This is a genomic window from Mesorhizobium sp. WSM4828 (genome assembly GCF_055811175.1).
Genome location: NZ_JBVVQK010000011.1, coordinates 25,532 through 39,408 on the forward strand (window position 1 = coordinate 25,532; position 13,877 = coordinate 39,408).

Annotated in this window: 11 protein-coding genes; 9 read left to right on the forward strand and 2 right to left on the reverse strand. The window is 62.4% G+C overall.

Annotated features, from left to right (window positions below):
• Positions 1–78: 78 nt before the first annotated feature.
• Positions 79–1,440, forward strand: a complete 1,362-nt coding sequence (glmU, locus tag AC0L2X_RS14675; RefSeq protein WP_473559689.1) for a bifunctional UDP-N-acetylglucosamine diphosphorylase/glucosamine-1-phosphate N-acetyltransferase GlmU — start codon at positions 79–81, stop codon at positions 1,438–1,440.
• A 1-nt stretch (position 1,441) separates the two neighbouring features.
• Here the strand turns inward: glmU and AC0L2X_RS14680 are convergent, their stop codons facing one another.
• Entirely contained in the window at positions 1,442–1,795 is a 354-nt protein-coding gene (locus AC0L2X_RS14680; protein WP_473559691.1) for an ADP-ribosylation/crystallin J1, read from the reverse strand.
• Between the two features lie 227 nt (positions 1,796–2,022).
• Between AC0L2X_RS14680 and glmS the strand changes: the two genes are divergently transcribed.
• Both glmS and AC0L2X_RS14690 read left to right on the forward strand, forming a co-directional pair.
• Positions 2,023–3,846 carry a glutamine--fructose-6-phosphate transaminase (isomerizing) gene (gene glmS, locus AC0L2X_RS14685; protein WP_352565329.1) on the forward strand — a complete coding sequence of 608 codons (1,824 nt, stop codon included), beginning with the start codon at positions 2,023–2,025 and terminating at the stop codon, positions 3,844–3,846.
• Positions 3,847–3,926: 80 nt separating this feature from the next.
• A complete protein-coding gene (locus AC0L2X_RS14690; protein WP_352491637.1) occupies positions 3,927–4,679 on the forward strand; it encodes a DUF502 domain-containing protein in 753 nt (250 codons plus the stop codon).
• Here the strand turns inward: AC0L2X_RS14690 and recG are convergent.
• Positions 4,631–6,739 (reverse strand): ATP-dependent DNA helicase RecG, encoded by a 2,109-nt coding sequence (recG, locus tag AC0L2X_RS14695; RefSeq protein WP_473559693.1) that lies wholly within the window; start codon positions 6,737–6,739, stop codon positions 4,631–4,633. The two genes, AC0L2X_RS14690 and recG, sit on opposite strands and share 49 nt — an antisense overlap.
• Positions 6,740–6,830: 91 nt before the next feature.
• Here recG and AC0L2X_RS14700 point away from each other — a divergent pair, with 91 nt between their 5' ends.
• The 6 genes from AC0L2X_RS14700 to AC0L2X_RS14725 all read left to right on the forward strand — a co-directional run bounded on the left by AC0L2X_RS14700 (position 6,831) and on the right by AC0L2X_RS14725 (position 13,877).
• The gene (locus AC0L2X_RS14700; RefSeq protein WP_473559695.1) at positions 6,831–7,118 is read left to right on the forward strand and encodes an FAD assembly factor SdhE; all 288 of its coding nucleotides are present in this window, start codon (positions 6,831–6,833) and stop codon (positions 7,116–7,118) included.
• 13 nt (positions 7,119–7,131) lie between these two features.
• Complete coding sequence (mfd, locus tag AC0L2X_RS14705) at positions 7,132–10,629, forward strand: transcription-repair coupling factor (protein WP_473599946.1); 3,498 nt, start codon at positions 7,132–7,134, stop codon at positions 10,627–10,629.
• 179 nt (positions 10,630–10,808) lie between these two features.
• Positions 10,809–12,182: a class II 3-deoxy-7-phosphoheptulonate synthase gene (locus AC0L2X_RS14710; RefSeq protein ID WP_473559698.1), complete on the forward strand. Its 1,374-nt coding sequence runs from the start codon at positions 10,809–10,811 to the stop codon at positions 12,180–12,182.
• 149 nt (positions 12,183–12,331) lie between these two features.
• Complete coding sequence (locus AC0L2X_RS14715; RefSeq protein ID WP_473559699.1) at positions 12,332–12,751, forward strand: GFA family protein; 420 nt, start codon at positions 12,332–12,334, stop codon at positions 12,749–12,751.
• 77 nt (positions 12,752–12,828) lie between these two features.
• Positions 12,829–13,188: a diacylglycerol kinase gene (locus tag AC0L2X_RS14720; protein ID WP_473559701.1), complete on the forward strand. Its 360-nt coding sequence runs from the start codon at positions 12,829–12,831 to the stop codon at positions 13,186–13,188.
• A gap of 101 nt (positions 13,189–13,289) precedes the next feature.
• Positions 13,290–13,877 carry a hemerythrin domain-containing protein gene (locus AC0L2X_RS14725; RefSeq protein ID WP_473559703.1) on the forward strand — a complete coding sequence of 196 codons (588 nt, stop codon included), beginning with the start codon at positions 13,290–13,292 and terminating at the stop codon, positions 13,875–13,877.

A 13,877-nucleotide genomic window follows, 5' to 3' on the forward strand; every position in this document is an offset into this window, starting at 1 on the left:
TTTAACCGCATTGGTGCAGCATGCCGCCGGTGCTACTAACGCTTCGATTCCAGACCCCTTTCAACGGTTGCTGTCCCCATGAGCCAGAGATCCTGCCTGTCCATCATCCTCGCCGCTGGCGAAGGCACGCGCATGAAGAGTGCAGTGCCGAAAGTACTGCACACAATCGCCGGCCTGCCAATGGTTGCCCATGTCGTCAAGGCGGCCGAAGCCGCCGGCAGCGGCGATCTGGCGCTGGTGATCGGCCATGGCGCCGATGAGATGCGCAAGGCCGCACTCAAGTTTGCGCCCAAGGTCGACGTTTTCGTCCAGGAAAAACGTCTCGGCACCGCGCACGCCGTGCTTGCCGCACGCGCAGCAATATCAAAGGGTTATGACGACATCTTGGTGATGTTTGGCGACACGCCGTTGATCGATCCGGAAGCGCTCGCGGCGGCGCGGCTGAAGCTGGCCGAAGGTGCGGCCGTCGTCGTGGTCGGCTTCCGTACAGAGAATCCTTCGGGCTACGGCCGGCTTATCGAAAAGGCCGGCAAGCTCGTGGCCATCCGCGAGGAGAAGGACTGCTCGGACGAGGAGAAGAAAATCACCTTCTGCAATGGCGGGCTGATGGCGGTCGCTGGCAGGCACGCCCTGAAGCTGCTCGATCAAGTAGACAGCAAGAACGCCAAGGGCGAGTATTATCTCACCGACATCGTCGAGATCGCCGCTGCGCAGGGACTTGATGTCGTAGCCACCGAAGCCAGTTTCGAGAACGCGCTCGGCATCAACAACCGTGCCGAGCTTGCCCAGGCGGAAGGTATCTGGCAGACGCGCCGGCGGCGCGAGGCGATGCTTTCTGGCGTTACGCTGATTGCGCCCGAAACCGTGTTCTTCTCGCACGATACCGAGATCGGCGCCGACACGATTGTCGAACCCAATGTCTGGTTCGGGCCGGGCGTAAAAATCGCCACGGGCGCCAAGATCCATGCCTTCAGCCATATCGAAGGCGCCACCATTGCGTCGAACTGCGATGTCGGCCCGTTCGCGCGGCTGCGGCCCGGGGCCGATCTGAGAACCAAGGCCAAGGTCGGCAATTTTTGCGAGGTAAAGCAGGCGATCGTCGAGGAGGGCGCCAAGGTCAACCATCTGACGTATATCGGCGATGCTCGCATCGGCGCCGGTGCCAATATCGGCGCCGGCACCATCACCTGCAACTATGACGGCTATTCGAAATTCTTCACCGATATCGGCGAAGGCGCCTTCATCGGCTCAAACTCCTCGCTGGTGGCGCCGGTGTCGATCGGCAAGGGCGGCTACATCGCCTCGGGCAGCGTCATCACCGAGAGCGTACCCGACGATGCGCTGGCCTTCGGCCGTGCCCGCCAGCGGACGCTGCCCGGCAAGGGCAAGGCGTTGCGCGAGCGTTTTTCTTCGGCCGCGGCGGCCCGCAAAAAAGGGTAGACTAACGAAACTCGGCGACAAGCTGGATTTCGCCAACGATTGCATCGTTGAAGGCCGACAAGTCTTCGGCCGGGATCCAGTATTCCAGATGCGCCCGGCTACCGGCATGCTGGACGCTGTAACGGTCCAGAAAGCTGCGACGCACCTCGAAACGCGTCACGTAACCTGATCCGCTCGCGGGCACATTCCAGTCTCGGGCGATCTGGGTGGCATAGGCCTCGCTGGTGACTGGATAGAAGATCGGCTGATCGGCAAGTCGAGGAGGAAAGGCGCGCATCCCTGTCTTCTGGATCAACTCCAGTTCGCGGGGCCCAACCGGGCGCCAAAGCGTCACCGTGTCAATTCGTTCGTTCATAGCCGCATCATGTCTTTGACTGATTTCTTGAGCCGTTGAGCCGAGGTAGGATACATAAGCGGAGAAACTGAGCAATTGCAGTAACCGGATTGCAAGTGCGCCCTGTCATGGTGCATCTGTGCAGGATAGTCCGGCTGATACCGGACGAAATGGAATGTGATTTTTCGCGACAGCCCGGCAGTCTCTAAATAGCGCCGGGTTTGAGGTCGGAATCGGGGGCAAGCGCCATGTGCGGTATCGTTGGAATTATCGGTAACTCGCCGGTCGCGCCGCTTATCGTCGATGCGCTGAAAAGGCTCGAATATCGCGGCTATGACTCGGCCGGCGTCGCCACGATCAAGCACGGCAGGCTTGACCGCCGCCGCGCCGAGGGCAAGCTGGTCAATCTCGAGCGCCGGCTGAAGGACGAACCACTCGACGGCATGATCGGCATCGGCCACACGCGCTGGGCCACGCATGGCGTTCCGAACGAGAGCAATGCGCATCCGCATTTTTCTGACGGCGTCGCCATCGTCCATAACGGCATCATCGAGAATTTCGCCGAATTGCGCGACGAGCTGATGCGCGACGGCTACAGCTTCACGTCGCAGACCGATACCGAAGTCGTCGCTCATCTGGTGGCGCGCGAACTGGCCAAGGGGCTGAAGCCGGTTGAGGCGGCGCACAAGGCGCTGAAGCGGCTGGAAGGCGCCTTTGCGCTCGCCATCATGTTCAAGGGCGACGAGGATCTGATCGTCGGCGCCCGCAACGGCCCACCGCTCGCGGTCGGTCATGGCGATGGCCAGATGTTCCTTGGCTCCGACGCCATTGCGCTTGCCCCTTTCACCAATTCGATCACCTATCTGGAAGACGGCGACTGGGCGGTGGTGCGCCGCAACGAGGTCGATATCTTCGACATGGGCGGCAACAAGGTCGACCGCAAACGCCAACAGTCGCTCAGCACGAGCTTCATGGTCGACAAAGGCAACCGCCGCCATTTCATGGAAAAGGAAATCCATGAGCAGCCGGAAGTGATCTCGCACACGCTGGCGCATTATGTTGATTTCGTCGGCGGCGTCTCGAAGCCGCTCGACCTGCCGTTCGATTTCGCCAAGATCGACCGGCTGGCGATCTCGGCCTGCGGCACCGCTTATCTCGCCGGGCTGATCAGCAAATACTGGTTCGAGCGCTATGCGCGGCTGCCGGTCGACATCGATGTCGCTTCGGAGTTCCGCTACCGCGAGATGCCGCTGTCGAAGAACGATGCCGCTTTCTTCATCTCGCAATCGGGTGAGACCGCCGACACGCTGGCGTCGCTGCGCTACTGCCGCAAGGCTGGCATGAAGATCGGCGCGGTCGTCAATGTGCGCGAATCGACCATGGCGCGCGAATCCGACGTCATCCTGCCGACATTGGCCGGCCCGGAGATCGGCGTCGCCTCGACCAAGGCGTTCACCTGCCAGCTTTCCGTGCTAGCCTCACTGGCGGTGCGGGCCGGCGTGGCGCGCGGAACGATTTCGCATGAGCAGGAGAAAACGCTGATACGCGAGCTGTCGGAAGCGCCGCGTTATGCGAACCAGGTGCTAAAGCTCGACGGTCAGATCGAAAAGATCGCGCGCGACCTCTCGCACTACAAAAACGTGCTTTATCTCGGCCGTGACACCAATTTTCCGCTGGCCATGGAAGGCGCGCTGAAGCTCAAGGAAATTTCCTATATCCACGCCGAAGGCTATGCCGCCGGCGAGTTGAAGCACGGCCCGATCGCGCTGATCGACGAGAACATGCCTGTCATCGTCATCGCCCCGCATGACCGCATCTTCGAAAAGACCGTGTCGAACATGCAGGAGGTGGCGGCACGCGGCGGCAAGATCATCCTGATCACCGACAGCAAGGGCGCCGCACACGCTACGGTGAAGACGATGGAGACGATCGTTTTGCCGGACGTGCCGGAAATCATCTCGCCGATCATCTACGCGCTGCCGATCCAGATGCTCGCCTACTTCACCGCCGTGTTCATGGGCACGGATGTCGACCAGCCTCGCAACCTGGCGAAATCGGTAACGGTGGAATAGGTCTCGTTTAAAAACTTCGCCATTCCAAAGCGCCTTCGGGTTCAGTAGTGTCGCGCTGCAAACACACGCTGCGGTGAACCATGTCGGATGCTCTCAAGACCTCAGGCATGACCCGGCTGAGAAACTATTTCCTGACCGGCTTCGTCGTTTGCGCGCCGCTCGCGATCACCGCCTACATTGCCTGGTCGCTGATCGGCTGGGTCGATTCCTGGGTGAAACCCTACATTCCAGTGCGCTACAATCCCGACACCTACTTGCCGTTTCCAGTGCCGGGTTTTGGGCTGATCGTTGCCCTGATCCTCATCACCTTCATCGGCTTTATGACCGCCAATATCGTTGGCCGCGCCATCGTCAATTTCGGCGAGCGCCTGCTTGGCCGCATGCCGCTGGTGCGCGGCATCTACCGTTCGCTGAAGCAGATTTTCGAGACCGTGCTGTCGAACAAGGGCGACATGTTCCGCCAGGTCGGGTTGGTCGAATATCCGCGCAAGGGGGTCTGGTCGCTGGTTTTCGTCGCCAGCGAGAAGGAAACCGAGATCAACCAGAAGCTCGACCGGGAAGGCGATCCGCTGATTGCCGTGTTCATGCCCTGTACGCCCAACCCGACGACGGGCTTTCTGATGTATGTGCCGAAATCCGACATTGTGCTGCTCGACATGACAATCGAGGACGGAGCCAAGCTGATCGTGTCGGCCGGCCTGGTGGCGCCGGCCGTCAAAATGGTGACGGTGAACGGCGAGCAGATCCACGGCGCGCTTGCCAATCCTCCGCTTGGCACGATGCCTCAGCCGGCACGGAGCAGCCGCACGGCCTCGTCACGGCCGAACAGATAGAGCAACAGGCGCAGCGCCGTGCCGCGTTCGGACTGCAGTTCCGGATCGCGCGACAGGATCAGCCGCGCATCGTCGCGAGCGGCCTCGAGCAGGTCGGCATGCGCCTCGATGCGCGCCACCTGGAAGCCCGGCGTGCCGGACTGGCGGGTGCCGAGCAACTCGCCTTCGCCGCGCAGCTTCAGATCCTCTTCGGCGATACGGAAGCCGTCCTCGGTCTCGCGCATCACCGACAGACGGCGTTTTGCCGTCTCGCCGAGCGGATCCTTGTAGAGCAGCACGCAGGATGAAGGCTTGTCGCCGCGCCCGACCCGGCCGCGCAATTGATGCAGTTGGGCGAGGCCAAAACGTTCGGCATGCTCGATGACCATGATCGTCGCATCCGGCACATCGACGCCGACCTCGATGACGGTGGTGGCGATCAGGATACGGGTGTCGCCCTGCTTGAAGGCGCGCATCGCCGCGTCTTTGTCGGCGCCTTTCATGCGGCCGTGCACCAGGCCGATGCGGTCGCCGAACAGCGGCTTCAGCGAGGCAAAACGGTCCTCGGCCGACATCAGGTTGATCTCCTCGGATTCCTCGACCAGCGGACAGATCCAGTAGATTTTCTGGCCATCGGCGACGGCGTCGAGCATGCGGCCGATCAGTTCGTCGAGCCGTTCAAGCGGCAAGGTGACGGTGCGGATCGGCTGGCGGCCGGCCGGCTTTTCCGTCAGCTTCGACACATCCATGTCGCCGAATGCAGTTAGCACCAGCGTCCGCGGTATCGGCGTTGCCGTCATCACCAGCATGTCGGGCGCATCGCCCTTGGCCGTGATCGCAAGGCGCTGGTGGACGCCGAAACGGTGCTGCTCGTCGACGACGGCGAGCACGAGGTCATGGAACGTCACCGTTTCCTGGAACAGCGCATGGGTGCCGACGATGATGTCGATGTCACCATTGGCCAGCCCGGTCAGCGTGTCGGCGCGCTCGCGGCCCTTTTCGCGGCCGGTGAGGACGGCGACGCGCAAGCCGGACCGTTCCGCCAATGGCGCAATCGTTGCGAGATGCTGGCGTGCCAGGATTTCGGTCGGCGCCATCAATGCCGCCTGGCCGCCGGCCTCGACGGCACGCGCCATGGCAAGCAGCGCGACCACCGTCTTGCCGGAGCCGACATCGCCCTGCAAAAGGCGCAGCATGCGTTCGGGGTCACCGAGATCGGCGTTGATTTCGGCAAGCGCCATTTCCTGCGACATGGTCAGCGAATAGGGGAGTGCCACGCGCAGTTGTTCGACTATGCGGCCGTCGCCGACGAGTGGCCGGCCAGATAATCGGCGGACCTTGGCCCGCACCAGCGCCAGCGATACCTGGCCGGCCAAGAACTCGTCATAGGCAAGGCGTCGCCACGCTGCGCCGTCGACAGAGACGTCGATCGGGTCGGCAGGATTGTGGATGCGGTTGAGCGCATCGCCGAAAGCAGGAAAGGCGTGGCGGCGCCGGAACTCGCCGTCCTGCCATTCGGGCAGGACCGGCAGGCGGGCCAGCGCCTGGCCGACGGCCCGGCGCAGCACCTTGCCCGAGAGCCCGGCGGTCAGCGGATAGACCGGCTCCACCAGCGGCAAGTTTTCCGCGTCGCTAGCAAGGGCGATATGGTCGGGGTGAACCATGGTCGGGCGGCCGTTGAACCATTCCATGCGGCCTGAGACGACGACATGCTCGCCTACGGGCATTGCTTTTTCGAGATAGGCAGCATGGGCATGGAAGAAGGTGAGCGCGATCTCGCCGGTGTCGTCATGGGCGTAGACCCGGTACGGGACCGACCTGTTGCCGCGTGGCGGCGGCTGGTGGCGGTCAATGCGTACGTCGAGCGTAACGATGGCGCCCTCGGCCGAACCGGCGATGCCCGGGCGGTTGCGGCGGTCGATGACAGTATGCGGCAGCACGAACAAGAGGTCGCCGGCGCGCGCGGCCCGGTCGCCGAGGTCGGCTGCTACGACTTTTTCGATCAGGGCGCCAACTTTTGGCCCGACGCCGACAAGCGAGGTGATCGGGACAAACAGCGGATCGAGGAGGGAGGGACGCATGATGTCAGCTTATGTTGCGGCGACTGTAGCGCAAGGCTGACACCGCCTTCTATCCACGCTATATGCGCCGCCTGGGCAAGGATGTTGGAAGATGACCGGAACGAAACGATCAAGCGAGGGCCTCGATGCCCGCCGCCGCAAGCTTCTGTTTCGTTCGTGGCACCGCGGCATGCGCGAGATGGACCTTATACTCGGCAGCTTCGCCGACGCCGAGATCGGTGCCTTGACCGGCGACGAAATCGGCCAATATGAGAGGCTCCTCGACATTCCCGACACCGAATTCCTGCCTCTCGTCACCGGCGAACGCCCGGTTCCGGCGGATGTCGACTGTGCCGTCCTGCAAAAAATCCTGGCTTCGCGCCGGGAGATGACCTTCTGAACAACGTGTAGCCATGAGCCTTATCCCTACGATCGGTCTGCCGAAAGGCCGCGCCGGCCAGTTCATCGTCGATGGCGTCGCCGACGGCTACGAAGCCTTTGCGCTGGTGCAGGCTGCGCATGAGATCGCCCCTGACAAGCCGGTGCTGTTCGTGGCCCGCGACGGCCAGCGTTTGCCGGCGATCGTCGAGGCGCTTGCCTTTGCCGCGCCGGGCCTGCCTGTGCTGGAATTGCCGGCCTGGGACTGCCTGCCTTACGACCGCGTCTCGCCCGGCGCCGACGCCGCCGCAAAGCGGCTCGACTCGCTGGCAGCGATGATCGCGCTGGCGAAGAAGCCTCACCGCGCCGTCATTCTCACCACCGCGAATGCCTTGCTTCAACGCATTCCGCCGGCGGAACTCGTCGAGGCGCAGACCTTTCACGCCAAGCCCGGCAACCAGATCGACATGAACGCGCTGGTGTCACGGCTTGAGACTTCCGGCTTCGAGCGAGTGCCGACGGTGCGCGGCATCGGCGAATTTGCGGTGCGCGGTGGTATTCTCGATCTGTTCGCGCCCGGCTGGGCGGAGGCGCTGCGCCTCGATTTCTTCGGCGATACGCTGGAATCGATCCGTGTCTTCGATACCGCAACACAGCGCACGACCGGCCAGCGCAAGTCGATGGCGCTACAGGCAATGAGCGAGGTGGCGCTGACGCCGGAAACCATCAGCCGCTTCCGCCGCGCCTACATCGAAGCCTTTGGCGCGCCCTCGCGCGACGATGGGCTCTATGGGGCAGTCAGCGAGGGCAGGCGGTTTGCCGGCATGGAGCACTGGCTGCCGTTCTTCTATGAGCGGCTGGAAACCGTGTTCGACTATCTGCCTGATGCGCCCGTGGTGTTCGACCATCTGGCACATGAGGCACTGGCCGAGCGCCATGCGCTGATCCTCGATCATTACGAGGCGCGCAAAAAGCAGGCCGACGGCGCCTTGAAGGATGCCGTGCCCTACAAGCCGGTGCCGCCGGATTTGCTTTATCTGTCGCCCGAGAACCTGATTGCCTCGCTTGGCCCGCGCGAAGCGATAGACTTCACCTCCTTCGACGCGCCCGATGCCGGTGCGAAAAAGGTGTTCCATGCCGGCTCGCGCCATGGTCGCAGCTTCGTCGAGGAACGCGCCGACCCTAACGCCAACGTCTTCGACGTCGTCGTAAAACACATTTCCGACGAGCGCGCTGCAGGCCGCCGTGTCATCGTCGCCGGCTGGACTGAAGGTTCGCTCGACCGGCTCGGCCAGATCCTGGCCGAGCATCACCTTGGCAACCTGAAACCGGTGGCGACGCTTGCCGAAGCCGGAAAGCTTGAGCCAGGGCAGGCGGGACTGGCCGTGCTGCCGCTCGAATCCGGCTTCGAGACGGAGAAACTGGTCGTCGTCGCCGAGCAGGACATTCTCGGCGACCGGCTGATCCGGCGCTCGAAGCGCAAGAAGCGTGCGTCCGACTTCATCGCCGAGGCTTCGGCATTGTCCTCAGGCGATATCGTCGTCCATGCCGACCATGGCATTGGCCGCTTCATCGGGCTGCGCACCATCGAGGCGGTCGGTGCGCCGCACGATTGCCTCGAAATCCACTATGCCGGCGACGATCGGCTGTTCTTGCCGGTGGAAAACATCGAGCTGCTGTCGCGCTATGGCTCGGATTCAGCCGAGGCGACGCTCGACAAGCTTGGCGGCGGCGCCTGGCAATCGCGCAAGGCACGGCTGAAGAAACGCCTGCTCGACATGGCCGGGCAGCTGATTCGCATCGCCGCTGAGCGGCAAATGCGGGCTGCACCGGCGCTGGTGCCGGCGGACGGCCTCTATGGCGAGTTTGCAGCGCGTTTCCCCTATGAGGAAACCGATGACCAGCAAACGGCGATTGATTCGGTCATGGATGATCTGGGCGCCGGAAAGCCGATGGACCGGCTGATCTGCGGCGATGTCGGCTTCGGCAAGACCGAAGTCGCGCTTCGTGCCGCCTTCATCGCGGCGATGGAAGGCTTTCAAGTCGCGGTGGTGGTGCCGACGACATTGTTGTCGCGCCAGCATTTCAAGACCTTCTCGCAGCGCTTCTCCGGCCTGCCGATCCGCGTCGCCCAGGCCTCGCGGCTGGTCGGCGCCAAGGAACTGGCCGAGACCAAGAAGGGCGTCGCCGAAGGCCAAGTCGACATCGTCATCGGCACGCACGCACTGCTCGGCTCCGCGATCTCGTTCAAGAATCTCGGCCTGCTGATCATCGACGAGGAGCAGCATTTCGGCGTCAAGCACAAGGAGCGGCTGAAGGATCTCAAGACCGACGTCCACGTTCTGACGCTGTCGGCGACGCCGATCCCGCGAACGCTGCAGCTTGCCTTGACCGGGGTGCGTGAGCTGTCGCTGATCGCCACGCCGCCGGTCGATCGCATGGCGGTGCGTACCTTCATCTCCCCCTTCGATCCGCTGGTCATCCGCGAGACGCTGCTGCGCGAGCGCTACCGTGGCGGCCATTCCTTCTATGTCGTACCGCGCATCAGCGATCTCGCGGAAATCCATGATTTCCTGCGCGAATCCGTGCCTGAGCTGAAGGTGGCGGTGGCCCATGGCCAGATGCCGCCCGGCGAACTCGACGACATCATGAACGCCTTCTATGACGGCCAGTACGATGTGCTTTTGTCGACCACAATCGTCGAATCCGGCCTCGATATACCGACCGCCAATACGCTGATCGTGCACCGCGCCGATATGTTCGGACTGTCGCAGCTTTACCAGCTGCGCGGGCGCGTCGGCCGTTCGAAGGTGCGCGCCTATGCGCTGTTCACGCTGCCGGCCAACCGCAAGCTCACCGATACGGCCGAGCGTCGACTGAAAGTGCTGCAATCGCTCGATACGCTCGGCGCCGGTTTCCAGCTGGCCAGCCACGACCTCGATATCCGCGGCGCCGGCAATCTGCTTGGCGAAGAGCAGTCGGGCCACATCAAGGAGGTCGGCTTCGAACTTTACCAGCAGATGCTGGAGGAGGCAGTGGCCGAGGTGAAGGATTCCGGCGAGGTGCAGGACGGCGGCTGGTCGCCGCAGATCGCCGTCGGCACGGCGGTGATGATCCCGGAAAGCTATGTCCCGGACCTGCAGCTCAGGTTGGCGCTCTATCGCCGCCTTGGCGATCTCGAAAATACGGAAGAGATTGATGCTTTTGGCGCCGAGCTGATCGACCGGTTTGGGCCGCTTCCGGAAGAGGTAAAGCATCTGTTGAAGATCGTCTTCATCAAGGCGCTTTGCCGTAAGGCCAACGTTGAGAAGCTCGATGCCGGGCCGAAAGGCGTCGTCATCCATTTCCGCAAGCGGGAATTCCCCAATCCGGTCGGGCTGGTCAAGCTCATCGGCGAACAGGGCTCGCTGGCCAAGATCCGACCCGACCAGAGCGTCGTCTTCAGCCGTGACTGGGCGACGCCCGAAAAGCGGCTGGCAGGCTCAGCGGTTGTCATGACGCAGCTGGCGCGGCTGGTGGAGAAGGCGGCGTAGCCGGGTGTCGCTGGTGCTCTGGACAACAACCGCGCTGGCACTTTCGCCGCCGGCCGTCATTCGCCAGCGCTGAGATTCCGGTCTAGAATAGGAAATCGGCTTCGTGTATGGAGCCGCGACCCCACATGGGGCGGATTGGCGGGCGATGGCGTCCGCCTGAAAGAGCGTTGGGTGCTTCGATGACGAAATGGTCGCCGAATTCGTGGAGAGCTAAGCCGATCCAGCAGGTTCCTGCCTATCCGGACCTTGTCGCGCTGAGGAACACGGAAACCCAGCTCGCTACCTTTCCGCCGTTGGTTTTTGCAGGTGAGGCACGCAAGCTGAAGAAGCAGCTTGCAGCCGTCGCTGCCGGTGACGCATTCCTTCTTCAGGGCGGCGATTGCGCCGAGAGCTTCGCCGAGCATGGCGCCGACAATATCCGCGACTTCTTCCGCGTCTTCCTGCAGATGTCGGTGGTGCTGACCTTCGCCGGCGCTCAGCCGGTGGTGAAGGTCGGCCGTGTCGCCGGCCAGTTCGCCAAGCCGCGCTCGTCCGACAATGAGACCAAGGGCGGTGTGACGTTGCCCAGCTATCGCGGCGACATCATCAATGGCATCGAGTTCGATGCCAAATCACGCATTCCCGATCCTGCAAGGCAGGAGATGGCGTACCGCCAGTCGGCGGCGACGCTCAACCTTTTGCGTGCCTTCGCCCAGGGTGGCTACGCCAGCCTGGAGAACGTACATCAATGGATGCTTGGCTTCGTCTCCGACAGCCCGCAGGGCGAGAAATACGAGTCGCTCGCCAACCGCATCACCGAGACGATGGACTTCATGAAGGCCGTCGGCATTACCTCGGAGACCAATTACGCGCTGCGCGAGACCGATTTCTATACCAGCCATGAGGCGCTTCTGCTCGGCTACGAAGAGGCGCTGACCCGCGTCGATTCGACTTCGGGCGACTGGTACGCCACCTCCGGCCACATGATCTGGATCGGCGATCGCACGCGCCAACCCGACCATGCGCATGTTGAATATTGCCGCGGCATCAAGAACCCGCTCGGTCTGAAATGCGGGCCGTCGCTGACGCCGGACGGCCTGTTGCAGCTCATCGACCTGCTCAATCCGGAGAACGAGCCCGGCCGGCTGACGCTTATAGCCCGCTTCGGCTCGGACAAGGTCGCTGACCACCTGCCGAAGCTGGTGCGTGCGGTGCAGAAGGAAGGCCGCAGCGTGGTGTGGTCGTCGGATCCGATGCATGGCAACACCATCGAGGCCGCCGGCTACAAGACACGGCCATTCGACCGCATCCTGAAGGAGGTGCAGACCTTCTTCGAGGTGCATCGCGCCGAAGGCACGCATCCCGGCGGCATCCATGTCGAGATGACGGGCAAAAACGTCACCGAATGCACCGGTGGTGCCCGCGCCATCACCGCCGAAGAACTGCAGGATCGCTACCACACCCATTGCGATCCGCGCCTCAACGCCGACCAGGCGATCGAGTTGGCGTTCCTGGTGTCCGATCTGCTCAAGAAGAGCCATCCGGTCCAGCACAAGCAGGCCGTCAACGGCTGATACGATCTGAACTTTGATGTCATTGAAGAAGCGCCGGGCGAAAACCGGCGCTTTTTGTATTCAATCCCGCCGGTGTCGCATTTGCTCGTGCCTAACGCGCACAAAACTGGAATCCTGCCAAGCGATGGCAATTGTATCGGGAGGCCGACATGGCTGACAGTCACACGGGATCATGCTTGTGCGGGGCAGTGCGGTTCCAGACACGAGGACCGCTGCGCGGTGTCATCTACTGCCATTGCTCGCAGTGCCGGAAGCAGAGCGGGCATTTCTATGCGGCGACCAATGTTGCCGACCGCGACATCATAATCACCGGCGCGGAGGGCATCACCTGGTACGAGGCTTCTTCGTTCGCCAGGCGCGGCTTCTGCAAGCGATGCGGCTCTCTGCTGTTCTGGAAGCCGAGCGACGATGGCTATGTTTCGGTCATGGCAGGCCTGTTCGACGCGCCAACCGGGCTCCAAGGAGAATGCCATATCTTCGTCGGCGACAAGGGCGACTATTACGCCCTCGATGACGGGCTGCCGCAGTTCGAGAAGTCGACGCCGTCGATCAAGGTGGCAGGCGACTGATTTTTGAAGAGGTCGCCTTATTCCCTTGGTCCAGCCATTGCGCTAATCCCCTGCCGGTGATTCCGAAGGGTTTTGGCATGCAGCGGCTGATCGACGCTTTTTACAATTCGGTGCGGGCGTTTCGCAAACTGGCCTCCAGCGAGGAGGCCTTCCAGCTGGAGCTGACGCTGCTTGTGCTTGCCGTGCCGCTCGGCTGGTTCCTTTCGGAATCGTGGCGCGGCTATGCGCTGCTGATCGGCGCCGTGCTGCTTATGATCATGATCGAGGTGCTGAACACCGGCATCGAGGCGGCATGCGACGCGTTCAGCCGTGAATTCAACATCGATATCCAACTGGCCAAGGATTGCGGTTCGCTGGCAGTGCTGATTTCGGTGGTGATCGCTGCCGGCGTCTGGGGCGTCGCCGTCATCGAGCGGATCCTCGGGGTACCGATCTGACCTATCAGGCACTACATTCCGTCACTGCATTTCTCGTTTTGACCAGGACCTTTTCCGAAAACCGGTACCACTTCTCGGGCTCATGGTCTGAGGAAACCGATATGGCCGATACCGCCGGATTTCTGCTGCTCGAACGTGAGGGCCTGCCGGACGATCTGCGCTGGCTGGTGGAAAAATATCCGCGCGAGGTCTGGCAGGCGCATGCCAACATCCACGGCATGGCCAATATGTGGCTGCAGCGGCACGACATGTTCCGCGAGCTTGGCGGCATGCTCACCAATGGTATCGGCGATTATCGAGAAGGTAGGCTGAACGCGCCGGAATTCGCGCGCTGGTTCGCGCCGCGCCTCAACCATTTCCTCGGCAATCTCGACGGCCACCACAATGTCGAGGACCATCATTATTTCCCGGTCTTCGCCAGGGCCGAGACCCGTCTGAAGCGCGGTTTCGAGATTCTCGATGCCGATCACCATACAATCCATGAGGGATTGGAGCGCAATGCCCAGGCGGCAAATGCCTTCATCCGCACGCTTCAGGAGAGCGAAGACAAACAGCGTTTCGCCGCCGATGCCTATGCTGACGAGAACAGCCGGCTGATCGCCATGTTAACCCGGCATCTTGCCGACGAGGAAGACCTGATCATTCCGCTGATCCTCGAGAAGGGTGATCGCGCGCTCGGCATTGATTGA